At 68.1% G+C, this 23708-nt stretch carries 22 protein-coding genes; 9 read left to right on the top strand and 13 right to left on the bottom strand.

Features of this window, described 5'->3' with window-relative positions; genetic code table 11:
• Positions 1–30: 30 nt before the first annotated feature.
• From AC0IZS_RS05675 to AC0IZS_RS05620, 12 genes are all read right to left on the bottom strand, one after another.
• A complete protein-coding gene (locus AC0IZS_RS05675) occupies positions 31–1077 on the bottom strand; it encodes a hypothetical protein (protein WP_471634749.1) in 1047 nt (348 codons plus the stop codon).
• Entirely contained in the window at positions 1074–1718 is a 645-nt protein-coding gene (locus tag AC0IZS_RS05670; RefSeq protein ID WP_471634748.1) for a PulJ/GspJ family protein, read from the bottom strand. Before AC0IZS_RS05670 ends, AC0IZS_RS05675 begins: the two co-directional genes overlap by 4 nt.
• Positions 1715–2218: a type IV pilus modification PilV family protein gene (locus tag AC0IZS_RS05665; RefSeq protein ID WP_471634747.1), complete on the bottom strand. Its 504-nt coding sequence runs from the start codon at positions 2216–2218 to the stop codon at positions 1715–1717. Before AC0IZS_RS05665 ends, AC0IZS_RS05670 begins: the two co-directional genes overlap by 4 nt.
• Positions 2219–2222: 4 nt before the next feature.
• Positions 2223–2702, bottom strand: a complete 480-nt coding sequence (locus AC0IZS_RS05660) for a prepilin-type N-terminal cleavage/methylation domain-containing protein (protein ID WP_471634746.1) — start codon at positions 2700–2702, stop codon at positions 2223–2225.
• A gap of 116 nt (positions 2703–2818) precedes the next feature.
• Positions 2819–3277: a type II secretion system major pseudopilin GspG gene (gene gspG, locus AC0IZS_RS05655; RefSeq protein ID WP_471634745.1), complete on the bottom strand. Its 459-nt coding sequence runs from the start codon at positions 3275–3277 to the stop codon at positions 2819–2821.
• Between the two features lie 38 nt (positions 3278–3315).
• Positions 3316–4518: a type II secretion system F family protein gene (locus AC0IZS_RS05650; protein ID WP_471634744.1), complete on the bottom strand. Its 1203-nt coding sequence runs from the start codon at positions 4516–4518 to the stop codon at positions 3316–3318.
• On the bottom strand, positions 4515–6113 hold the full coding sequence (locus tag AC0IZS_RS05645) for a GspE/PulE family protein (protein ID WP_471634743.1): 1599 nt from the start codon (positions 6111–6113) through the stop codon (positions 4515–4517). Before AC0IZS_RS05645 ends, AC0IZS_RS05650 begins: the two co-directional genes overlap by 4 nt.
• A 231-nt stretch (positions 6114–6344) precedes the next feature.
• A complete protein-coding gene (gene priA / locus AC0IZS_RS05640) occupies positions 6345–8432 on the bottom strand; it encodes a replication restart helicase PriA (RefSeq protein ID WP_471634742.1) in 2088 nt (695 codons plus the stop codon).
• Positions 8433–9857: 1425 nt separating this feature from the next.
• Positions 9858–10973 carry a uroporphyrinogen decarboxylase gene (hemE, locus tag AC0IZS_RS05635; protein WP_471634741.1) on the bottom strand — a complete coding sequence of 372 codons (1116 nt, stop codon included), beginning with the start codon at positions 10971–10973 and terminating at the stop codon, positions 9858–9860.
• 65 nt (positions 10974–11038) lie between these two features.
• Positions 11039–11791, bottom strand: coding sequence for a class I SAM-dependent methyltransferase (locus tag AC0IZS_RS05630; protein WP_471634740.1), 753 nt, complete (start codon positions 11789–11791; stop codon positions 11039–11041).
• 71 nt (positions 11792–11862) lie between these two features.
• Complete coding sequence (locus AC0IZS_RS05625; RefSeq protein WP_471634739.1) at positions 11863–13443, bottom strand: MFS transporter; 1581 nt, start codon at positions 13441–13443, stop codon at positions 11863–11865.
• Between the two features lie 166 nt (positions 13444–13609).
• On the bottom strand, positions 13610–14137 hold the full coding sequence (locus AC0IZS_RS05620) for a MarR family winged helix-turn-helix transcriptional regulator (RefSeq protein ID WP_471634738.1): 528 nt from the start codon (positions 14135–14137) through the stop codon (positions 13610–13612).
• Positions 14138–14233: 96 nt separating this feature from the next.
• Between AC0IZS_RS05620 and AC0IZS_RS05615 the strand changes: the two genes are divergently transcribed.
• Together AC0IZS_RS05615 and AC0IZS_RS05610 are read left to right on the top strand one after the other, a co-directional pair.
• On the top strand, positions 14234–15187 hold the full coding sequence (locus AC0IZS_RS05615) for a tripartite tricarboxylate transporter substrate-binding protein (RefSeq protein WP_471634737.1): 954 nt from the start codon (positions 14234–14236) through the stop codon (positions 15185–15187).
• Positions 15188–15192: 5 nt separating this feature from the next.
• A complete protein-coding gene (locus tag AC0IZS_RS05610) occupies positions 15193–16524 on the top strand; it encodes a sulfatase family protein (RefSeq protein ID WP_471634736.1) in 1332 nt (443 codons plus the stop codon).
• Positions 16525–16530: 6 nt separating this feature from the next.
• Here AC0IZS_RS05610 and paaN read toward each other — a convergent pair whose 3' ends face one another.
• Positions 16531–18204 (bottom strand): phenylacetic acid degradation protein PaaN, encoded by a 1674-nt coding sequence (gene paaN / locus AC0IZS_RS05605; protein WP_471634735.1) that lies wholly within the window; start codon positions 18202–18204, stop codon positions 16531–16533.
• Positions 18205–18349: 145 nt separating this feature from the next.
• Between paaN and AC0IZS_RS05600 the strand changes: the two genes are divergently transcribed.
• The 7 genes from AC0IZS_RS05600 to paaD are packed head-to-tail and all read left to right on the top strand — an operon-like array spanning position 18350 to position 23686.
• Entirely contained in the window at positions 18350–19153 is an 804-nt protein-coding gene (locus AC0IZS_RS05600; protein WP_471634734.1) for an enoyl-CoA hydratase-related protein, read from the top strand.
• Between the two features lie 7 nt (positions 19154–19160).
• Positions 19161–19625 carry a hydroxyphenylacetyl-CoA thioesterase PaaI gene (paaI, locus tag AC0IZS_RS05595; protein ID WP_471634733.1) on the top strand — a complete coding sequence of 155 codons (465 nt, stop codon included), beginning with the start codon at positions 19161–19163 and terminating at the stop codon, positions 19623–19625.
• A gap of 34 nt (positions 19626–19659) precedes the next feature.
• Positions 19660–20967, top strand: a complete 1308-nt coding sequence (gene paaK / locus AC0IZS_RS05590) for a phenylacetate--CoA ligase PaaK (RefSeq protein ID WP_471634732.1) — start codon at positions 19660–19662, stop codon at positions 20965–20967.
• 28 nt (positions 20968–20995) lie between these two features.
• Positions 20996–22003, top strand: a complete 1008-nt coding sequence (gene paaA, locus AC0IZS_RS05585; RefSeq protein ID WP_471634731.1) for a 1,2-phenylacetyl-CoA epoxidase subunit PaaA — start codon at positions 20996–20998, stop codon at positions 22001–22003.
• Positions 22004–22026: 23 nt separating this feature from the next.
• Positions 22027–22356 carry a 1,2-phenylacetyl-CoA epoxidase subunit PaaB gene (paaB, locus tag AC0IZS_RS05580; RefSeq protein WP_471634730.1) on the top strand — a complete coding sequence of 110 codons (330 nt, stop codon included), beginning with the start codon at positions 22027–22029 and terminating at the stop codon, positions 22354–22356.
• Between the two features lie 11 nt (positions 22357–22367).
• The gene (paaC, locus tag AC0IZS_RS05575; protein ID WP_471634729.1) at positions 22368–23144 is read left to right on the top strand and encodes a 1,2-phenylacetyl-CoA epoxidase subunit PaaC; all 777 of its coding nucleotides are present in this window, start codon (positions 22368–22370) and stop codon (positions 23142–23144) included.
• Positions 23144–23686, top strand: coding sequence for a 1,2-phenylacetyl-CoA epoxidase subunit PaaD (paaD, locus tag AC0IZS_RS05570; protein WP_471634728.1), 543 nt, complete (start codon positions 23144–23146; stop codon positions 23684–23686). Before paaC ends, paaD begins: the two co-directional genes overlap by 1 nt.
• Positions 23687–23708: the final 22 nt, after the last annotated feature.

The following is a 23708-nucleotide window of genomic DNA, read 5'->3' as shown; positions in this document are numbered from 1 at the left end:
TCGGGTGTTCGGTCACAGGGTTGGCGGTAGTCAGCGGGCGCTCACATCGACCACCGAATCCACCACGCTGAACTTTCCACCCTGCTGGACCAGGGTTGCCACCAGGGCTGCGCCCGTGGGCCGGGTGCTGCCCAGGCGCAACCGCGCCGTGACGGCCGTGGGTGGGCCCGCCATGTCGGCCGCGATCAGCCCCGTGCCGGCGGTCCATTGCTGGGCCAGCGCTGCCGTGATGGGCGTGCCCGAGCGGCGCATGGCGGTCAGCCGCTGCAGCTGCTCGTCCGTGAGATTGCCCAGGGTCCGCAGCAGCACGATGGGGGTGGTATCCAGCCGCACCTTGCGGTTTCGGGTGCCCACCACCAGCAGGTCCTGCAAACCCAGGGGAACCTGGGTGGTGCCACCCCGCACCAGGGGGCGCGGTATCTCGTTCCAATCCAGCAATTCTCGCATGCTTGAAAATCCGGCCGTTCCGCGCGCGTCCATCACCCGGTTCTTGAACTCCATGGTCAGCAGCGCCAGCTCGCGCGCACGCGCCGGGGCCGTGCCCAGCAGCGCAAACAGCCGCTCCCACTCCTGGGCGGTCAGGTCGTTGGCATCGGGCAGGCCACTGGCGTCCTGCAGCTCGGCCGTGAACGGCTGGCGGCCCAGCGTGGCCTCGTAGCGTGCCGTGGGCGTGGTGCCGGCGGCGGCCGCTGCGATCGCGCCCCGGGACGAGGGGGCCGTCCCCGGCGCGGTTGCGGGCGGTGCACCAGGCTCGGGCAGGCGCCACAGCGGCCAGTTGCGGCGCACCTCTTCGGGCAGGGGCGGGTTGGCACCCGCCACGGCCGAGGCCATGCCCAGCTGCAGCGCGGTGTAGGCCGCGGCAGACTGCAGCACATAGCCTTCCTGCAGGGCCTCCTTCTCGCGGGCGAGCAGCTGTGCATCCAGGCGCAGCGAGACCGAGACACCGAGCACCACCGTGGTCACCACGGCCATCAGGCCCAGCGCGAACAGCAGGATATAGCCGCGCTCGTCCGCGCTGCCGGCCCGGTGGGCGCGGCGCCGCAGGGGCCGGGAGGGCTGCAGGGGGCGGGCGGTCATGGTGCGCCTGCCTCGCTGTGGGCCTTGTAGACCAGGGCCGGCATGTCGTCGCGCACGCCCGACAGGCCCATGCGCAGCAGGTCGGGCGGCTGGCGCAGTTGCTCCCACTTGGCCAGCCAGGTGGGGATGGGCTTGCCTTCGCGGTTGGGCATGCGGGTCAGGTAGGAGAAGGCGCACATGCGCAGGCCCGAGGCCAGCACCTGGGTGTCGAGCAGGGTCGGGGCCGGCCGGTTGCCGGTGTTCGTGGGGGTGGCGGGGGGCAGCGTTTTCACGCGGTGTACCAGCGCCAGGCTGTTGCTGCCTTCGGCGGTTTCGCAGGCATATTCCACGCGCGCGATGGCCGGGGCCGCTCCGGGCGTGCCCATCACCGGGTGCAGGGTGTCGAACTCCAGCGTGGTGGCACTGCCCTTGACGGCCAGGCCACGGGTGGTCCATTCGTGGCGCAGGATGCGTTCGGCGCCGCGCACTTCTTCGCGCGAGCGGGCACGGTCGTTGTTGCGGCCGTAGAAGTCGAGCGCCGTGGACATGGCCGAGGCGCCGATCACCGCCACCACGGTCGAGATGGCGAGCGCCACCATCAGCTCCAGCAGCGTAAAGCCGGTCTGGGTGCCTGGACGGGAATGGCTGTGCTGGCGTCTCATGGCGCGGGCCGCACGGGGTTCTGCGGCGTCGACGAGGTGGGCGCTGCCGAGCCGCCTGCTGTGCGCTCGCCCGGCGGGGGCGGTGCCAGGCGGTAGCTGTTCAGGCGGTAGACCTGCTGGTTGCCCTTGGGGCCCCAGAAGACCTCGACCTCCACCTCTTCGAGCTTTTGCCGGAAGGCCGGAATCCGCTCCTGCTGGGCGCGCGTGAGCGCCTCGAACGGGCGCAGGTGGACGCGGTAGCCGAAATCGGTGCCGGCGTAGCCCTGGTCCACGGCGTCGTCGGCCACGGCGAAGGTGGGGCTTGCGAGGGCCTCGTCGAGCTTGGCCTGGGCCAGCGCCATGGCGGCGGTGTGGCCGTTGATCTTGTCGTCCAGGCGCGCCGTGCCCGAGATCGCGGTGAACGCGATCGCCAGGCCAAAGCCGATCAGCACCATGGCCACCAGCACCTCCAGCAGCGTGAAGCCGTGCTGCTGCTGCAGGGGGCGTGGCCGGGCCGGCAAGGGCTTACTGCTCGGTCGGCGCGGCATCTTTTCTTTCAATGCGCCCGCTGATGCGGGCCATGCGGAACTGCTGCTGCACGCCCGAAGGCGTGCGCAGAAGGAAGGCGGCCTCCTGTGCCGTGCCATCGGGGTAGAACAGCAGCTGCAGGGTTTCGTCTTCGGCACGGGTGGCGGTGGACGTCGTGCTGGGCCGGGTGCCGGGGCTGGCGACGAAGCGGTAGCTGCCGGGCAGCTCCAGCACATTGCCGGCCGCCGTGGCGATGCGCCCCGAATCAAAGTACAGCGTGGCCTCGACCGATGCGCCACTGAGCACGGCGCGGTTGCGCAGGCGCTTGAGCTCCTGCTGCGTGCGGTCGAGCCAGCGGCGCTCCTCGGCACGGCCGGCCAGCTGGTCCACCGAGACCATGGCCAGGCCCGTGCCGATGCCCACGAGCACCAGCACCAAGAGCAGTTCGAGCAGCGTGAACCCGGCGGATCTTTTCATCGCCGGGCCGCCCCAAGATGAAAAGCCACCCCCTCGGGGGCAGCGACCCGCGCAGCGGGCGAGCGCGGGGGCACTATTTTTTTCATGCGCAACCGCACGGCGTCCCGAGGACGGGCTTATTCCCAGCTGCGGATGTCGGCGTCGTCGCCCGTGCCGCCTTCCTTGCCGTCGGCGCCCAGGGACGAGATCTCGTAGTCGCTCTTTTCGCCAGGCGAACGGTAGACGTAACTGTTGCCCCAGGGGTCCTTGTCCACCTTCTTCTTGAGGTAGGGGCCGCGCCAGCGGGCGGCCTCGGCCGCGTCGGCCGGCTTTTCCGACAGGGCGGCGATGCCCTGGTCGGTGCCCGGGTAGCGCGACATGTCGAGGCGGTAGGTGTCCATCGCGGCGCCCAGCATTTCAATCTGGGTGCGCGCGGCCTTGACCTTGGAGGCATCGAGTTGGCCGAACAGGCGCGGGCCGACCAGCGAGGCCAGCAGGCCCAGGATGACCATGACGATCAGCAACTCGATCAGCGTGAAGCCGCCTGCGCGGCGCAGCGCGGGCTTGCGGGAGGGGAACTTGAAGGGCATATGCATGGGGAAAAACCTACTTACTTACTACTTCATTTGTCCATTTACAGGGGCATGTCGTTGATCGAGAAGATGGCGGTCAGCATCGACACCACGATGGTGCCGATCAGCCCGCCCATCAGCAGGATCATCATGGGCTCGAACAGGGCCACCAGGTTGCGGGTGGCTTTCTGGATGTCTTTCTCATACTGGTCGGCCACCTTCACGAGCATGGCATCGAGCGCGCCCGATTCCTCTCCCACCGCAGCCAGTTGGCCCAGCAGGCGGGGAAAGAACGGGTCGGCGCGCACCGGGCCCGACACGCCCTTGCCTTCCTGCACGGCGCGCACCAGCCGGTCCAGCGCCTTGCGCAAGGGGATGTGCTCGGTCAGCTCGCGCACGATGCGCATGCCGGTGAGTATCGGAACCCCGCTGGCCAATAGAGTTCCCCAGGTGCGGCAGACATGCGCCAGCTGGATCTTGAGCAGCAGGGGGCCGAGCAGGGGCATGCGCAGCAGCAGCAGTTGCCAGCGCTCGCGCCATTTGTCGTCGCGCAGGGCCATCACGAAGCCGGTAAGGGCCACGGCAATCACCCCCAGGATGTACAGGCCATAGGTCTTTAGGAACTCTCCGGTGCCGATCAGCATGGCCGCCGCCGTAGGCAGCTCCTGGTGCATGTCGGTGAAGATCTGGCCGAACTTGGGCAGCACGAACACCGTGAGCCCGAGCAGCGCGCTGACGCCGAAGAAGAACAGCAGCACCGGGTAAATGGACGAGGTGATCAGGAACGAGCGGAACTCGATGCTGCGCGTGTAGAACTCCACCAGCCGCTGCATCACCACGGGCAGCACGCCGCCTTCCTCGCCGGCGCGCACCATGTTCACGTACAGGCGCGGGAACACCGAGGGGTGGCGCATGAAGGCATCGCCCAGCGAATTGCCCTTTTCCACATCGACCACCACGGCCTGCATCACGCCACGAAAAAACGGCTGCTCGATGCTGCTCTGGCAGATGTGCAGCGCCCGGTCGAGCGGCAGGCCGGCGTCGAGCAAAGTGAGCAGTTGCTCCGTCATGGCCAGCACGTGCTTGATGCCCACGCGCTTGCTGCCGCCGCCAAGCGAGGCCGTCCAGCTGATACCTGAGGCCGCCGGCTTCTGTTCGGAGGCCAGTGGCAGATGCTGGGCGGTGTCGGCCGGCAGGGGGCTGCTGCCCGCTTCGGCTGCAATCCCCTGGCTGGCGGCACCTGCGGTACCCGGCCGCGGCCTCACGTCATCTCCTGGCGGGTGACGCGCGCCAGCTCTTCGAGGGTGGTGATGCCTGCCAGCACCTTGCTGATGCCGTCGGCGCGCATGGTGCGCACACCCTGCTCGACGGCTTTGCGGCGCACGCCTTCGGCCGGCATCTTCTGGATGATGGCTTCCTTGATGGCGGTGGTCATGGGCAGCATTTCATAGATGCCCGTGCGGCCGATGTAGCCCGACTGGCCGCAGTGGTGGCAGCCCTTGCCGTGGAACAGCTCGGTCACCTGGTGGGCCTCGACACCCTCTTCGGCCAGGAACAGCAGGTCGGCCGAGGTGGGCGTGGTGCTTTCCCGGCAGTGCGGGCAGATCACGCGCACCAGGCGCTGGGCCACGATGAGCACCACCGAGGAGGCGATCAGGTAGCTCTCCACCCCCATCTCCATGAGCCGGTGGGGCGCGCCGAACGAGTCGTTGGTGTGCAGGGTCGAGAACACCAAATGGCCCGTGAGAGCGGACTGGATCGAAATCTCGGCCGTTTCGCGGTCGCGGATTTCGCCAACCATGATGATGTCCGGATCCTGCCGCACGATGGAGCGCAGTGCGCTTGCGAAGGTCAGGTCGATCTGCGACTTGACCTGGATCTGGTTGATGCCGTCGATCTGGTACTCGACCGGGTCTTCCACGGTGATGATCTTGTTGCCCGGCAGGTTCACCTGGCCCAGCGAGGCGTACAGCGTGCTGGTCTTGCCGCTGCCGGTGGGGCCGGTCACGAGGATCATGCCGTGCGGCTGCACGATGGCGGCCTCCAGCATGGCCAGTGCCTCGGCGTTCAGACCGAGCGAGTCCATGCCCATCATGCCGGGGCCCTGGTCCAGCAGGCGGATGACCATGCTCTCGCCATACACCGTGGGCACGGTGGAGACGCGCATGTCGATCTGGCGGCCGCCGACTTCCATCTTCATGCGGCCGTCCTGGGGCAGGCGGCGCTCGGCGATGTTCATCTTGGCGCGCAGCTTCAGGTGCGAGATGGACGCCATGTACATGCGCCGCGGGGGCGATTCGGCGTCGAACAGCACGCCGTCGATGCGGTAGCGCACGCGGAACTTCTGCTGCGAGACTTCCAGGTGCAGGTCGGACGCGCGGCTGTCCACCGCGCGCAGCAGCAGCGACTGCACCAGGCGCACCACGGGGGCGTCTTCGGCCAGGGCTTTCAGGGTTTCGAGGTCGTCGTCCTGGTTGTCCGAGCCACCGGCGTTCTCGTCGTCGAAGGCGGCCAGGCTGGCGTTCTCGGGCCGGTAGACCTGGTCCAGGCCCGAATGGATCCACATGCGTGGCGCCAGGTGCAGGCGCGTGGGCACCGAGAAGAACTGCTTCAAGGCATCGAGAGCGGCCAGCTGCACGGGCACGCCGGAGGCAATGTGTACCACCTCGTCCGACACCGAGAAGGGCAGCAGCGAGTTCGTGCGCAGGAAGGCCGGCGACAGGCCCTCGATCGGGGCCACGTCCTGCAGCGCATGCGTCATGGTGTTGAGCAGCGGCACCTTCAGGTTGCGCGCGAACTGGGCCAGAAGCTCGGCTTCCTGGTTGCCGGCGTCATCGGTGCCGATGGGGAGACTGCTCATAGTTGCTGTGGGAATGGCCGGTTCGGCACTGGGGGGCTCGGGGGTGGATCGGGATCTGCCAGCGGCCCAAGGCATGTGGCATGGGCGCTGCACGACCCGTCAAGCCACTGGCTGGGGGGCGTTCTGGCACCACCCGGCATTGTAGTTTGTTCGCCTTTCCCGGAGCACCCCCCATCCAGGGGGGCTATGCCGGGCCGCGTAACAAAGACGAGTTCTTGTTAATGGGCCGGGTCAGATCGTCAGTGGATCCACATCCACCAGCCAGCGGATCAGCCCCTTGTGGGCCGGGTCGCTGCGCGTCGCCTGCATCACGGGCTGCCAGGCGGCCAGAAAGCGCTGCAGGGCGGTGCGGCTCTCGCTCTCCAGCAGCATCTGGGCGCGCTCCACGTTGGCGATGCGCTGGATGGTCAAGGGCACGGGCGGGTACAGGGTGACATGGTCCACGCCCGGCAGGCCATGCTCGCGGGCGGCGGCGCTGGCCGCGGTCAGGAAGGCCTGGGCCACCTCCTGGGTGCGGGCGTCGGCCCGCACCAGGGCCTGGTAGGCGAAAGGAGGCATGCCCGCCTCCTGGCGCTCCTGGAGCTGCTGGGCGGCAAAGGCGGGATAGTCATGCGTGCGCAGTGCCTCGAACACGGCATGCGTGGGGTGGAAACTCTGCACCCACATCTCGCAGGGCGCGCCGCCCTGGGCGGCCATGTAGGCCGCGTCGCGCCCGGCCCGCCCGCCGGCCTGCATCAGCAGGGCGAACAGCCGCTCGGCCGAGCGGAAGTCGCTGGAGAACAGCGCGCCGTCAGGCTGCACGGCGGCCACCAGGGTGATGCGGCGAAAGTCGTGGCCCTTGGCGATCATCTGCGTGCCCACCAGCACGTCGACCTCGCCCGAATGCACCTGGGCCAGTTGGCTCTCGAGCGCACCCTTGGCCTTGGTGGTGTCGGCGTCGATGCGCGCGATGCGCGCGGGCGAGCCGTCGGGCCGCAGCACCTCGGACAGCAGACCGGCCAACTGCTCTTCGAGCTGCTCCGTGCCCCGGCCCATGGACAGGATGTCGGGACTGCCGCAGGTGGGGCAGTGGCGCGGCACGCGCACGGTGTAGCCGCAGTGGTGGCAGCGCAAGGTGCGGTCGGTCTTGTGGAACACCTGGTGGGCGCTGCAGTGGGGGCAGTCGCTCTTCCAGCCGCAGTCGGCGCAGTGCAGCACGGGCGCGTACCCACGGCGGTTGAGCAGCACCATGCATTGCTCGCCGCGCTGCACGCGCTCGGTGATGGCGGCCAGCAGCGGCGCGGTGAATACCGTGCGCTTGGGCTGCTGGTTCATGTCTACCCGCCGCACGCGCGGCAACTGCCCGGCGCCGATGCGGCTGGGCATGTGCAGGCGCCGGTAGCGGCCGCCCTCGGGGTCCTCGGGGGTGGGTGGGCGGCTGGCGTGCCAGCTTTCCAGCGAGGGCGTGGCCGAGCCCAGCAGCACCTTGGCGCCCTGCTCGCGCCCGCGCCACACGGCCAGATCGCGTGCCGAGTAGCGGGCGCCCTCCTGCTGCTTGTAGCTGGGGTCGTGCTCCTCATCCACCACGATCAGGCGCAGGCCCGGCATGCTGGCGAACACCGCCATGCGCGTGCCCAGCACGATGCGTGCCGCGCCATTGTGGGCGGCCAGCCAGCTCTTGAGGCGCTGCGGGTTGGTCATGCCGCTGTGCAGCGAGACCACGGCCTGGGCACCGAAGCGGGCCGTGAAGCGCTCTTCGAGCTGGGGCGTGAGGTTGATCTCGGGCACCATCACCAGGGCCTGGGCGTTCGGGTCGGCGTCCAGCACCTCCTGCACGCAGCGCAGGTAGACCTCGGTCTTGCCGCTGCCGGTGCTGCCGAACAGCACGAAGGGGCCTTTTTCGGCGGCGATCTGCGCGCGCGCGCTTTCCTGCTCCGGAGTCAGGGCCAGCGTGGGCAGGGTCTGGCCAGCGTCGCCAGCAGGCGCGGCCGGGCGGCGCAGGCGCCGGGCCAGTTGTTCAGGGCCCAGGTCGCGTAGCTGTGGCGGCAGGGCGGCCAGCGCCACCTCGCCCAGCGCGCGCTGGTAATAGCGCGCAGCGAACCCCACCAGCCGGCGCCAGGACGCATCGAGCGGCGCCACACCGGCCAGCAGCCCGGCGATGGGGCGCATGGTCGCGCCTTCGGGCAGCTCGCCGGTGGCTTCGTCCGCGTCCCAGACCACCCCCAGCACCTCGCGGGTGCCAAAAGGTACCCGCACCAGTGTCCCGGGGGGCAAAGGCTCGGGGCTGGCGTAGCTCAGCAGATCGCCCACGCCGCTGTGCGAGGGGGCATGCAGGGCCACGTGGACGGTGGTAGTAGGTGGAGGCGGCAAGGTCGGTGGTTCAGGGGCAACCGGGAATCGTACGCCACTCTTCCGGGTGGCTTGCGCGTGCTACTTCATGTGCAGTGGCGGTTTCATCGCTAAGTGGCTGATCGTGCTGCGTTTTTCAAGTCATCCCACAAATCTGTGGATAACTTTGTTGACATCCTGTCCTCACTGCTGCCCAGGCCGCATGGATACTGGGTCTGAACAAAGTGCCTGTAAATCCAGCAGGGGTAAAAAATCCATATGAATCAATCATCTGAGGATTTTTTGCGGGTTTTTCTGTGCTAGCCGCTGGTGTTAGATTTTTGCTGCGCCGCATCACGTTTTGTGTGCATAAGTGCAGTTGGCTCGGTTCGTCAAGAGGACATTGGGCGTGCTTTCTGTGCTAGCCGGAAAGAGGGGATATGCACTGATTTCTGCGATATCGCATGCAAGTGCTTGATTTGTCAGGGGTTTTCCGAGAAGTTCAGAAAATCTGTGGATAACTTTGTTGATATCCCTTGCGTGCAGACCGCCAGCCCTTGAAAAGCCGTGCTTTCGGTAGGTTGCCCGCCAAAAGTGCAACCGGCAGATGCCTATATGAATCAAGCACTTGCGATGCAGCGAAAAAAAAGTGCAGCCGTGGCAGCCGCACGATTGAATTTTTCAAGGATGCACTGCCGGTGTGCACAACCCAGGCTATTCCCCGCCCTTGGAGCGCAAATTTGAAGGCTTTTTCATCCGAAACAGGGGCCTGCGAAGGACCTGTGGCACTTTTTCGGTCAGCGCGCCTGCAGGGGGCAGGCAAAGAGGGGGATGGGCCATCCGGCCGCCCATTGCGCCCTGTGCTGCCAAGTCATCCCGGGATTTTGTGGATAACTTTGTTGACATCCTGTCTCCAGTGCGCCGCGAGCCGCATGGATGCTGGATTTCAACAGAATGCCTGTCAAAAAGGCAGGGTCAAAAAATCCATATGAATCAATCATCTGAGGATTTTTGAGGTGCTTTCTTGTGCTAGCGCGGCGTCGGCAGGTTTTGCTGCGTCGCATCACGTTTTGTGTGCATAAGTGCAATGGGCGGGGTTCGTCAAGAGGACATTGGCCGCCACTTTCGTGCCAGCGGCATGGACGACATCCACTGATTTCTGTGGTTCACGCTGCAAGTGCTTGATTTGTCATGGTTTTTCATGAAACCCCAAAATTCTGTGGATAACTTTGTTGATATCCCTTGTGTATGGCCTGCCAGCCCTTGAAAAACGGGGCTTTGGGTAGATTGCCCGGCAAAAAAGCAGCCAGAGAATTTCCATACAAATCAATCACTTGCACGCACGCCAAAAAAAAGGGCCGTCACGCAGACGGCCCGATGGGTTTTTTTGCGGATGCACCGCTTGTGTGCACAACTTGGACTGCGGGGCAAGGGTTTTCAGCCACCCGCGCGCTGGCTGCGCGAGTGGCTGTGTACGGCTTCCACCAATGCCGCGACATGCTCGGGCGGGGTGAACTGGCTGATGCCATGGCCCAGGTTGAAGATATGGGTGGGTCCCGTGGTGCTGCGGTCGGTGTGCGGCGTGCCGAAGCTGTCCAGCACCCGGCGCGCCTGGGTGGCGATCTGCTCGGGCGGCGCGAACAGCACGTTGGGGTCGATATTGCCCTGCAGGGCCTTGCCCGGGCCGCCCACGGTGCCACCCACCAGGGCACGGGCGCGCGCCAGGTTCGCGGTCCAGTCCAGGCCCAGCACCTCGCAGTCCAGGGGCTTCATATCTTCCAACCACAGGGTGCCGCCCTTGGTAAAGACCAGGCGGGGCACGTCGCTGCCGTCCACGCCGGTGCGCTTGAGTTGTGCCAGCACCCGTGCCGTGTACGCCAGGCTGAACTCCTGGAAGGCGCCGTCGGCCAGTACGCCGCCCCAGCTGTCGAAGATCATCACCGCCTGGGCGCCCGCGTCGATCTGGGCGTTGAGGTAGGCGGCCACGGCGTCGGCGTTGGTGGCCAAAATGCGGTGCATCAGGTCGGGGCGCGCATACATCAGGCTCTTGACCAGGCGGTAGTCGTCGCTGCCCTTGCCTTCGACCATGTAGCAGGCCAGCGTCCAGGGGCTGCCCGAAAAGCCGATCAGCGGCACGCGGCCATTCAGCGCCCGGCGGATGCTGGTGACGGCATCGAACACATAGCGCAGCTTGTCCATGTCGGGCACGGCCAACTCGGCCACGGCGGCCTCGTCGCGCACTTGCTTTGCAAAGCGCGGACCTTCGCCCTCGGCGAACGACAGGCCCAGGCCCATGGCGTCGGGCACGGTGAGGATGTCGCTGAACAGAATGGCCGCGTCCAGGGGGAAGCGCTCAAGGGGCTGCAGTGTGACCTCGGTCGCGTAGTCCACATTGGTGGCCAGGCCCATGAAGCTGCCCGCCTTGGCGCGCGTGGCCTTGTATTCGGGCAGGTAGCGGCCCGCCTGGCGCATCAGCCACAGGGGCGTGTAGTCGGTGGCCTGGCGGCGGCAGGCGCGTAGGAAGGTGTCGTTGGAAAGGGGGGCGAAGCTCATGCCCCGATTGTCGCAGGGCGCGGCGCGCAGGGCCCGGGCGGCTTGCCTGTCCGGGGCACCGGTTCTTACTCTTTAGTCAGGATCAACAGGTCCTGGTAGTAGTCGGGCCCCTCGATGGCCCTGCCAGACCAGCCACCCATCTTCATCCAGTCCGTGCGAAAGCCCTGCTGCACCAGGATCGACTGGATTTCCCCGAGGTCGAACGCGACGGCCTTCTCTGGAACCTCGGGATCGATGACCATGCACCGGTCAAGGGCGTGGACGAAATTCAGCGTCGATTGCGCCTGCTCTATGTGCTGGCGCGCGGCTTCATCCAGAAGGAAGAAGGTGGCGAGCGCCTTGCCGCCAGGCCTGAGGACACGGTGCATCTCCTGGACGTAGTTGCGCATTTCCCCGTAGGGCAGATGGGTGAACACCGAGGTGGCGATGGCAATGTCGAACACGCCTTCGCCATAGGGGAACACATAGTCCTGCGGCTTCAGCCGACCGCCGGGGTTGTAGGAGCTGTTGAACACATCCGACAGCACGAACTGGAACTGGGGGTGCCGCAGGCTGATCTCGCGTGCGCACCACGCGATGGCATCGGGCGTGATGTCGAATCCGCGGTACGCCCCCTGGCTGGACAGGGTGTCGGTCAGGGCAATGGCGATCCTGCCGATGCCGCAGCCGATATCGAGCACCGAGCTGGCCGGTTCCAGGGCACAGTGGGCCGTCAGCAGTCCATTGACGATGCGGCCGACCTGCTTGAATTGCTCCAGGTCTTCGTGGAGTCCGACCGTGTTCAAAGACTCTTTAGGTAAGGCGTCGTAGAGATCCATCGCAAGCTTGTCTCGCTGGTAAGGTTGAAAAATGGGGCCTTGCACCTGTCTTGGCGGGCCCGCGGGCCGGGTCAGCGTTCGGCAATGTAGTGCGACATGCGGACCACTTCGCCCGGTGCCAGGAAGGAGCGCACCTCGGTCTCCAGCGTCTGGTCGGCCATGGTGGCGCGGGCGCGCTGGTGCAGGTAGTCGGCCCAGGATTCGACGATGAAGCGCTCCACATAGCGCGAAGGGTCGCCCAGGTCCTTGTAGACACGCCAGAAGGTCGCGCCGTCGCGCCGGCGCGGGGCCTTCATGCGGCTGATGGTGTCCAGGAAGGCCGTGTCCGAGCCCTCGGCGATGCGGTAGCTCACCTCCACGGCCACCGGTCCGGCCTCGGGCAGGGGCTCAGCCTCGATGAACAGCTCGTCCCAGGGCGTGGCCTGGGTCACCTCGTGCAGGGCGCCCATGCGCAGCGGCATCGGGCGCGCCAGCAGCAGGCCGACACCCATGAAGGCGGCAGCGGCAACCAGGGTGGGTGCCAGGCCCACGATGTCCGAGGATGCGCCCCAGAAGGCCGAGCCCATGGCGAAGGCGCCCAGGGCCGCCACCATGTGCATGGCCACCGCACGCGAGCGCACCCAGGGCGGGGCACTGGCCTGCGTGGCGGTGTTGAAGGTGGACATGGCCGACATCCAGGCCGCGCCACCGAGCATCATCGCCAGGTAGACCACGATGGCGGTGTGCGAGAACGCGGCCACCAGCATGGCCGCCGCGAACACCACGCAGGCGGCATTGACGATGGCCTCCAGCCCGAAGCGGGCACGCAGCTTGCCGATGACCAGGCCCACGGCCACGGCGCCCGTGCCCAGGCAGCCCATGAGCAGGCCGAAACCCTGGGCGCCCGCGCCCAGCTGGCGCTGGGCGATCACGGGCAGCAGCGCCCACAGGGCCGAGCCGGCGGCGCTGAAGGCCATCACGCGCACCAGCTGCGCCAGGATCATGCGCGAATGCCAGGCAAAGCGCAGGCCGCTCAGGGTGCCGCCCCACAGGCGCTCGGCCGGCAGCCGCGTCGGGGCGTGCGGGCGCGGTGGCCAGCGGCGGATGGACTCCCACATCACCACCGTGGTGAGCGCCGCCACGGCGAACACCCAGCCCGCGCCCAGTTGCGCGAACACCAGGCCGGCGAGCGTGGGGCCCACGGCGCGCGCGGCGTTGTAGGCAATGCTCACCGCAGTGATGGCCTGCGGCCATTCGTCGCGCGGCACGGGATCGATGACCGAGGAGTTCCAGGCCGGGGTCAGCACCGCCGTGCAGCAGCCGCAGACGAACACCAGGAACAGCACCGAGGCCGGCCCGCCCTTGCCTGCCAGCACCAGCAGTGCCAGCAGACTGCAGGCGGCGATCTGCGCGATCAGGGCCCCGGAGATGAGCCGGCGCCGGTCCGTGGTGTCGGCCAGCACACCGGCCGGCAGGGCCAGCAGGAACATGGGCATGAACACGGCCGTCTGCACCAGCGCGGCCAGGAAGGACGAGCCCGACAGCTCCACCATCAGCCAGGCGGCCGCCATGGTCTGCATGCCGCTGCCCACGAAGAACACCCCCCCGCAGATCCACAGGCCCCGGAATGCAGGTTGGCGCAAAGGGCTCCAGAGCGAGGTGGATGGGGGCATGGGCGCGTGGGGTGTGTGGCTATTGATCAGGAAGAAGAGCGCGCAGTGCGCCCCGCTGCCACAGGATAGCGGCACCGGCCGCGTTCCGGTGTGCCAAAGCCCGTTTTTCCTGTACGGCGGCCAATGGCGTGCCGGGGAAGGCGATCCGTACGGCGGGCAAACGCCGCTACTCGGGGTTGCGCCCGCCGCGCAGCCGGTAGGTGCGCGGCACGTCAGTACGGGTGGCCACCAGGGCCTCGGCCTGGCGCTGCAGGTGGGCCAGGCTGGCATCGAGCGCCTCGACCGCGCCTGCATCCAGCCCGGCCAGCAGGCCCTGGTTGAGCGCCTTGATCTGCGGGAACAGGGCGTCATGCACCGCCTGGCCCGCCGGGGTGAGCGAAAGCACGGCCTGGCGGCGGTCCCCCGGCATGGCCTCGCGCGTGATGAGCTTCTTGCCCAGCAGCGAGGTGATGGCGCGCGAGGTGCGGGCCCGGTCCAGGCCCAGGCGCTCGGCGAGTTCGGCCGGGGGCATGCCTGGTCGCTCGGCCAGCCACATCAAGAGGCCCCATTCGCGCCGCGTGATGCCGTAGCCGCCTTCGCACAGGCGCACCACCAGGCTGCCGGCCACGGCCAGCAGGCGGTTGAGTCGGTACATCAGCAGGTGCTGGGCCGTCTCGGGGTCGGCCAGCCGGGGCGGGGCGGCAGGTTCGGGCATCAGGGTATGTCCGGGCAATGGTTGTTTAGATCAATCGATTGTGGGCCCGATACAGTGCGCCATTTCTTCTATCGTTATTCGTTCGGGAGCATCGCCATGTGGAAACCCCTCGCCTCCGTGTTCACCGCCGTGCTGGCGCTGTCCGCCTCCCTGGCCCAGGCGCAGGAGGCACCGCTGCGCATCATCGTCGGCTACGCACCCGGCGGCTCCAGCGACCGCGTGGCCCGCATCGTGGCCGACAAGCTGCAGGCCAAGCTGGGCTCGCCCGTGATCGTGGAGAACCGCACCGGTGCCGGTGGCCGCCTCTCGGCCCAGGCCGTCAAGAGCGCGCCGGCCAACCAGCCCGCGCTGCTGCTGGCCAACCCGGCCGTGATGCTGGTGGCGCCGCTGGTCTTCCCTGATGCGGGCTATGACGCCGAGCGCGATTTCCGCCCCGTGAGCCATGTCAACAGCTACGAGTTCGGTGTGGCCGTCTCCAGCGCCGTGCCCGTGCGCGAGCTGCCGCACCTGATCGCCTGGCTGCGCGCCAACCCCGACAAGGCCAACTTCGGCGTGCCGGCCACGGGCAGCCTGCCGCACTTCTTCGGCCTCATGGTGGGCGATGCCGCCAAGGTCAATGCGGAGGTGATCGGCTACCGGGGTTCGGCCCCCCTGCTCAACGACCTGATCGGCGGCCAGGTGCCGGTGGCCTTCGATACCTTCGACACCCTGCTGCCCCAGCACGAGGCCGGCAAGATCCGCATCCTCGCGGTATCGAGCGCCAAGCGCAGCCCGCTGGACACCAAGATCCCGACCTTCAAGGAAGGCGGCATGGACCTGGCCGCCACGGGCTGGAACACCTTCTTCGCGCCCATGAGCATGCCCAAGGCCCAGGCCGAGCGCCTGGCCGGCCTGATCCACGAGGTCATGAAGGACCCTGACACCCGCCGCAAGTTCGAGGCCGCCAAGATGGAGCCCGTGGCCAGCAGCATGGCGCAGACCGAGGCCATGCTCAAGGCCTACCGTGCGCAATGGGCGCCCGTGGTGCAACGCTCCGGCTTCAAACCCTGATCGCCATGCAGCAAAAGCGCCCCAACATCCTCTTCATCGTCGCTGACGACCTGGGCTATGCCGACCTGGGCTGCTACGGCGGGCGCGAGGCCGCCTTCGGCGCGGTCTCGCCCGTGCTCGACGGCCTGGCCGCGCAGGGCCTCAAGCTCACGCAGGGCTATTCCAACTCCCCCGTGTGCTCGCCCACGCGCTTTGCGCTGATGACGGCGCGCTACCAGTACCGCCTGCGTGGCGCGGCCGAAGAGCCCATCAACAGCAAGAGCCGGGGCAGCACCACGCTGGGCCTGCCGCCATCGCACCCCACGCTGCCCTCGCTGCTGCGCGCCGGCGGCTACCGCACGGCGCTCATGGGCAAGTGGCACCTGGGCTACCCGCCGGCCTTCGGGCCGCTGCAGTCGGGCTACGAGGAGTTCTTCGGCCCCATGTCGGGCGGGGTGGATTACTTCACGCACTGCAGCTCTGCCGGGCAGCACGACCTGTACCTGGGGGAGGAGGAGACGCAGCAGGACGGCTACCTCACCGACCTGATCACCGAGCATGCGCTCGACTTCGTGGAGCGCATGGCGCCCGGTGCGCAGGCCGGCACGCCGTTCTTCCTGAGCCTGCACTACACGGCACCGCACTGGCCCTGGGAAACGCGCGACGATGCCGCGCTTGCCGAGGAGGTGCGCCAGAACCTGTTCCACCTGCACGGCGGCAACATCGAGACCTACCGCCGCATGATCCACCACATGGACGAGGGCATTGGCCGCATCATGGCCGCGCTGGCCCGCCATGGCATCGACCGCGACACGCTGGTGGTCTTCACCAGCGACAACGGGGGCGAGCGCTTCTCGGACAACTGGCCGCTGGTGGGCGGCAAGATGGACTTGACCGAGGGCGGCATCCGCGTGCCGTGGATCGCCCACTGGCCTGCCGTGATCGCCCCGGGTGGCGAGAGCCTGCACAGCTGCATGACCATGGACTGGTCCGCGACGATGCTCGACGCGGCCGGCGTGGCCGCCGATGCGGATTACCCGCTCGACGGCACCTCGCTGATGCCATTGCTGCGCGATGCCGACTGGGAATGCGAGCGCCCACTGTTCTGGCGCATGAACCACCGCGGCCAGCGCGCCATGCGCGAAGCTGAGTGGAAGTACCTGCGCGTGGACGGCAACGACTACCTTTTCAACCTGGCCGACGACGAGCGCGAGCGTGCCAACCGCGCCCAAGTGGACCCCGGGCGCCTGGCCGCGATGCGCGCGGCATGGGAGGCGTGGAACGCCACCATGCCGGCCATCCCGGAAGACGCGACCGTCAGCCTGGGCTACTCCGTCAAGGACATGCCCCAGCGCTGAAGCCGCTTACTGCGCAGCCGGCGCGGCCACATGCTCGCGCCGCTGCACGATCACGAAGCGGTCGGCCACGAAAGCCAGGCTGGTGTAGGTGGCGTTGGCCGCCGGGTTGCCGCCCGTGGCGTGGTAGTCCGAGAACGACGCGGACTGGTTCACGAACACCCCCTGCGTGAGGTTGATGGACAGGGCCACGCGCGTGCGCCGGCCCAGGGCCAGGGCAGCGTCGATATAGCTGCGGTCCGTGGAGTAAACGCCCAGGGTCAGTGCGCCGTGCGTGCGCAGCGTGGCCTCGGCCACCTGCAGGCTGGCCGCGCCCGAATCGGTGGCCACCAGGTAGGACACGGGGCCGAAGCATTCCTCCCCGTAGATGGCGCTGTCGGCCTGGTCCAGCGCCACGATCACCGGCGTGTGGATCTGCGCGCTGGCGAACTCGGGGTGGGGCAGGGCGCCCGAGGCCAGCACCAGACGGCCCTTGCTGCTCGCCTGCTGCATGCGCGCCACGGTCTCGGGCGAGCCCACGGCGCCCAGCACCGAGGTGGCCACGCGCGGGTTCGAGGCCAGCTCGGTCACGGCGGCCGCCAGGTCCTCGCCCACCTGCTCGAAGCTCTTGTGCCCTTCGTCGGTGGTGATGCCGCCGCGCGGCACCAGGAGGTTCTGCGTGGTGGTGCACATCTGGCCGCTGTACAGCGACAGGGTGAAAGCCAGGTTGCGCAACAGCGCCGCGTACTGGTCGGTGGATTCGATGATGACGGTGTTCACCCCGGCCATCTCGGCATACACGCGGGCCTGGCGGGCGTTGTCGATGAGCCAGTGGCCGAACTGGTTGCTGCCCGTGAAGTCGATGCTGGCCACCCCGCTGTGCGTGGCCAGGGCCTGCGTGTCTTCGGCGCGGGGGCTCAGGGCCAGCGTCACGGTGTTCGGGTCCAGCCCCTGCTCGACCAGCACGTCGCGCAGGATGCCCACCGAGATCGCGGCCGGCAGCACGGCATTGGGGTGGGGCTTGACGATGACCGGGTTGCCCGTGGCCAGCGCCGCGAACAGGCCGGGGTAGGTGTTCCAGGTGGGGAAGGTCGCGCAACCGATCACCAGCGCCACGCCGCGGCCCACGATCTCGTAGTGCTTTTGCATCACCAGCGACGGGTTCTTGCCCTGGGGCTTGTCCCAGATCGCTTCGCCGGGCACGTCGGCCATGGCCTTCCAGGCGTAGGCAATGGCTTCGAGCGCGCGGTCCTGTGCATGCGGACCGCCGGCCTGGAAGGCCATCATCGGGCCCTGGCCGGTGGTCAGCATCACTGCATGCGCGATCTCGTGGCTGCGGCGGTGGATGCGCGTGAGCGCCTCCAACAGCACGCCCACGCGGCCCCGTGCACCCAGCGCCTGCCAGGCCGGTTCGGCGGCCTGGGCTGCGGCCACCAGCGCGTGCACGTCGCAATCGGGGTAGCGCACGTCCAGTGCCACGCCATAGGGCGAGCGCTCGGTGGCCAGCCGGCCCCGCTCGCCGGGCTGCTGCAGCGGGAAGTCCTTGCCCAGCAAGGCAGCCACGGCCGCCTGGCCATCGGCCTGGCCGGTCTCGCCATAGACCTTGGGCGAGGGCGATTCGGGGAAGGGTGTCCAGTGGCCGCGTGTGGCCAGGGCGCCAAGGGCACCGTCGAGCAGGGCGCGGTGGGTATCGAACAGGGGCATGTATTTGTCTCCGTTTAGGGTTTGCCCTGAGGGGTTTGACTTGCATCAGGGTTGTGGAAAGTTTATTCTCTACCGAACGGTCGGTCAATAATGTTTGTGATCGATCAGAACGAGTTTTTCCCCACCTTGGTAGGCAGGAGCATCCATGTCTGAACCCCTTGTCCTCGTGACGCAGTCGGGCGCCGTGCAAACGCTGGCGCTCAACCGGCCCACCGCGCTCAACAGCTTCACGGCCGAGCTGCATGCGCAGTTGCTGGCCGCGCTGGAGGCGGCCGCGGCCAATGCCGAGGTGCGCTGCGTGGTGCTCACGGGAACGGGCCGCGCCTTCTGCGCGGGGCAGGACCTGGCCGACCCGGCCGTGGCACCGGACCTCACACCCGGCGCCGCGCCCAAGGACCTGGGTGAGGTGATCGACAAGCTCTACGGCCCGCTGTGCCTGCGCATCCGCAGCATGCCCATCCCGGTGGTGGCCGCCGTCAACGGTGTGGCTGCAGGCGCGGGTGCCAACTTGGCGCTGGGTTGCGACCTGGTGCTGGCCGCGCGCTCGGCCAGCTTCATCCAGGCCTTCACCAAGATCGGCCTGGTGCCCGACACCGGCGGCACCTGGCTGCTGCCGCGCCTGGTGGGCCGCGCCCAGGCCCTGGGCCTGGCGCTGCTGGGCGACAAGCTGCCCGCACCCGAGGCCGAACGCCTGGGCCTGATCTGGCGCTGCGTGGACGATGCGGCCCTGCAGGACGAAGCCCAGGCCCTGGCCCAGCGCCTGGCCGCCATGCCGGTGAAGGCGCTGGTGGCCACGCGCAACGCGATGGACGCCGCTGCGCAGATGGACTTCGGCCAGGCCCTGGCGCACGAGGCTGCACTGCAGCGCACGCTGGGCGCATCCGCCGACTACCGCGAGGGCGTCGAGGCCTTCATCGGCAAGTTCGTCCCCGTGTTCAAAGACCGCTGAGTACCCCATGGATTCCACCACTTCCACGCTCGACCCCCAGGCCATCGCCGAGCATGTGCGCCGCGGCATGCTGGCCAACGACCGCGCCACGCAGGGCCTGGGCATCGCCATCATGGCCATCGGCCCGGGGCAGGCCACGCTCGAGATGACCGTGCGCGCCGACATGCTCAACGGCTTCGACATCTGCCACGGCGGCTTCATCACCACGCTGGCCGATTCGGCCTTCGCCTTCTCGTGCAATGCGCGCAACGAGATGACCGTGGCCTCGGGCCTGTCCATCGACTTCCTGGCGCCCGCACGCGAGGGAGACCGCCTCACGGCCGAGGCCCGCGAGGTCTCGCTGGCCGGCCGCACCGGCGTGTACGACGTGAACGTGCACAACCAGCGCGGCGAAGCGATCGCCGTGTTCCGCGGCCGCTCGTACTGCATGAAGGGCAAGCCCACCGTGCCGCTGGATGCCGCCGGCCGCTGACCCCCCTACCTAGATAGACCCACAGGAGACATCCATGGCCGTGCGCCAACCTGCCCCAGGCGACCTGGAGCCCATTGAAACCGCCAGCCGCGATGAAGTCCAGGCGCTGCAGCTGCAGCGCCTGCGCTGGACACTGCAGCACGCTTACGACAACGTGTCGCATTACAAGCGTGCCTTCGATGCCAAGGGCGTGCATCCTTCCGATCTGAAGCAGCTGTCCGACCTGTCGAACTTCCCCTTCACCGTGAAGAAGGACCTGCGCGACAACTACCCCTTCGGCATGTTCGCCGTGCCGCGCGAGCAGGTGTCGCGCATCCATGCCTCCTCGGGCACCACGGGCAAGCCCACGGTGGTGGGCTACACGCGCAAGGACATCGACACCTGGGCCGACCTGGTGGCGCGCTCGATCCGCGCAGCAGGTGGGCGCGCCGGTGACCTGATCCACGTGGCCTACGGCTACGGCCTGTTCACGGGTGGCCTGGGCGCGCACTACGGCGCCGAGCGCGCGGGCTGCACGGTGATTCCGATGTCGGGCGGCCAGACCGAAAAGCAGGTGCAGCTGATCCGCGACTTCGCGCCCAGCATCATCATGGTGACGCCCTCGTACATGCAGGTCATCAACGAAGAGTTCGTGCGCCAGGGTCTGGACCCACGCGAGAGCTCCCTGAAGATCGGCATCTTCGGCGCCGAGCCCTGGACCGAGGCCATGCGCCGCGAGATCGAAACCAAGTCCGGCATCGACGCGGTGGACATCTACGGCCTGTCCGAAGTGATGGGCCCCGGCGTGGCCAGCGAATGCATCGAGAGCAAGGACGGCCCCGTGGTCTGGGAAGACCATTTCTACCCCGAGATCATCGACCCCGAAACCGGCGAGGTGCTGCCAGACGGCCAGGAGGGCGAACTGGTCTTCACCTCGCTGAGCAAGGAGGCGCTGCCCATGATCCGCTACCGCACGCGCGACCTCACGCGCCTGCTGCCGCCCACCTCGCGCGCGTTCCGGCGCATGGGCAAGATCGTCGGCCGTTCGGACGACATGCTCATCATCCGCGGGGTGAACGTGTTCCCCACGCAGATCGAAGAGATCGTGCTGCAGAACGACAAACTCTCGGGCCAGTACCAGATCCTCGTGGCGCGCGACGGCAACCTGGACCAGGTGACCGTGCGCTGCGAGCTGCAGCCCGGCGTGGCCGACGGCGAGCGCCCGGACCTTACCGGCTGGGTGCAGCAGCGCATCAAGACCCTGGTGGGCATCACCTGCCAGGTCGAGGTGCTGGCCACCGATTCCATCGAACGCACGCTGGTGGGCAAGGCCCGCCGCGTGATCGACCAGCGCGCCCGCTGAGCGGCGCCCCCCACGAAAGGACACCACGATGTACACCCAGGCCATGGACACCATGGGCAAGGAAGGCGGCGACGCCAAGGCCCTGCGCAGCGCCGAAGAGATGCAGCGCCAGGAAGCGTTCGATGCACGCATCGACGCCGGTGAATTCATCGAGGCCAAGGACTGGATGCCCGACCATTACCGCAAGACGCTGCTGCGCCAGATCAGCCAGCACGCGCACTCGGAGATCGTCGGCATGCTGCCCGAGGGCAACTGGATCTCGCGCGCGCCCACGCTCAAGCGCAAGGCCATCCTGCTGGCCAAGGTGCAGGACGAGGGCGGCCACGGCCTGTACCTGTATGCCGCGGCCGAGACCCTGGGCACCTCGCGCGACCAGATGATCGACGCACTGCACACCGGCCGCGCCAAGTACAGCTCGATCTTCAACTACCCCACGCTGACCTGGGCCGACATGGGCACCATCGGCTGGCTGGTCGATGGCGCGGCCATCATGAACCAGGTGCCGATCTGCCGCTGCTCGTACGCGCCGTATGCGCGCGCCATGGTGCGCATCTGCCGTGAAGAGAGCTTCCACCAGCGCCAGGGCTACGACGCGCTGCTGACCATGATGCAGCAGGGCACCGAGGCGCAGCGCGCCATGGTGCAGGACGCCGTGAACCGCTGGTGGTGGCCGTCCATCATGATGTTCGGCCCGCCCGACGACCAGTCGCCGAACTCCGCGCAGTCCATGCGCTGGGGCATCAAGCGCATCTCCAACGACACGCTGCGCCAGAAGTTCATTGACGCCACGGTCGAGCAGGCCCAGTTGCTCGGCGTGACGCTGCCCGACCCTGACCTGCAATGGAACGAGGAGCGCCAGGCGCACGATTACGGCGCCATCGACTGGAGCGAGTTCTGGCGCGTGATCGGTGGCGACGGCCCCTGCAACGAAGAGCGCCTGGGCGCCCGCGTCAAGGCCTGGGACGACGGCGCCTGGGTGCGCGAAGCCGCCCTGGCCCACGCCGCCAAGCACGCACCGGTCCGCGCCGCTGCCTGAGCCTTCCCCATTCGAGATACCCCATGACGACCCCATCCTCCCCCTCCACCCCTGTTGCCGATCCCGCCATGGCCACCGAATGGCCGCTGTGGGAAGTGTTCGTGCGCAGCAAGGCCGGCCTGGACCACAAGCACTGCGGCAGCCTGCACGCGGCCGACCCGCGCATGGCCATCCAGCTGGCACGCGACGTCTACACCCGGCGCCAGGAAGGCACCAGCGTCTGGGTCGTGCGCTCCGACCAGATCGTGGCCAGCGACCCGGGCGAGAAGGCCATGTACTTCGATCCCGCGCAGGACAAGGTCTACCGCCACCCCACCTTCTACGTGCTGCCCGAGTCCGTGGACCACATGTGAGCGCGCCCGCCATGCAAGCCACCAGCATCCACACCAGCCAGGACCCGGCCGTGCAGTACCTGCTGCGCATCGGTGACACCTGCCTCATCCTCGCCCAGCGCCTGTCCGAATGGTGCGGCCACGGCCCCGTGCTCGAAGAAGACATCGCCCTGTCCAACATGGCGCTGGACCTCGTGGGCCAGGCCCGCGCCGTGCTCACGCGGGCCGGCCAGATCGAGGGCCGGGGCCACGACGAAGACCAACTGGCCTTTCTGCGCGACGAGCGCGACTACGTGAACGTGACCCTGGTGGAGCTGCCGCGCGGCGACTTCGCCTTCACCATGGTGCGCAACGCCATGGTCGCCACCCTCATGAAGCTGCTGTGGGAGCGGCTGGCCCGCTCCAGCGACACCGAGCTGGCTGCCATCGCGGGCAAGGCCCTCAAGGAGGCGCGCTACCACCAGCAGCATGCCGCCGACTGGGTCGTGCGCCTGGGCGATGGCACGGCCGAATCGCGCCGCCGCACCGAAACGGCCCTCAAGGCCCTGTGGCGCTACACGCCGGAACTGTTCGTGGCAGACGCCGTGGACGAAGCCGCCCATGCCACGGGCCTGGGCCCGCGCTGGGCCGACCTCCAGGATGCCTGGACGGACGAGATGGCGCAGATCCTGGCCGCCGCCAGCTTGGCCACGCCCCCGGAGTCGGCGTTCCGCAGCACCGGCAAGCAGGGTATGCACAGCGAGCACATGGGTTTCATCCTGACCGAGATGCAGTACCTGCAGCGCAGCTTTCCCGGAGGCGTGTGGTGATGATGGCCGAGGCCATTGCCCGCCCGGAAGCCACCGACGCCCGCATCGCGCGCGCGTGGGAGGTGCTGGCCGGCGTGCCGGACCCCGAGGTGCCCGCGGTCTCCGTGTGCGACCTGGGCATCGTGCGCGACGTGCGTCTGGCGGGTAAGGGCCTGGAGATCGTGCTCACCCCCACCTATTCGGGCTGCCCGGCCACCGAGGTGATTGAGCAGGACGTGCTCGCCGCCATCGAGGCGGCGGGCCTGGGCCCGGCCCACGCCACGCTACAGCGCGCGCCGGCCTGGACCACCGACTGGATCACCGAGCAAGGGCGCGCGCGCCTGCTGGCCTATGGCATCGCGCCACCCGGCCCGCTGCCGCCGGGCACCGAGGTGCCGCTGCGCTTCATGCCACGCGCCAACGCGGCTGCGCCCGCCCTGGCGTGCCCGCGCTGCGGCAGCCCGCAGACCGAGCGCCTGTCTGCGTTCGGCTCCACGGCCTGCAAGGCGCTGTACCGCTGCATGGCCTGCCGCGAGCCCTTCGAGCACTTCAAGCCGCTGTGAAGACCCTTTTCACGCCCCCACA

This window comes from Acidovorax sp. AC410, assembly GCF_979253235.1.
This window is presented reverse-complemented; position numbering and strand designations above follow the sequence as displayed.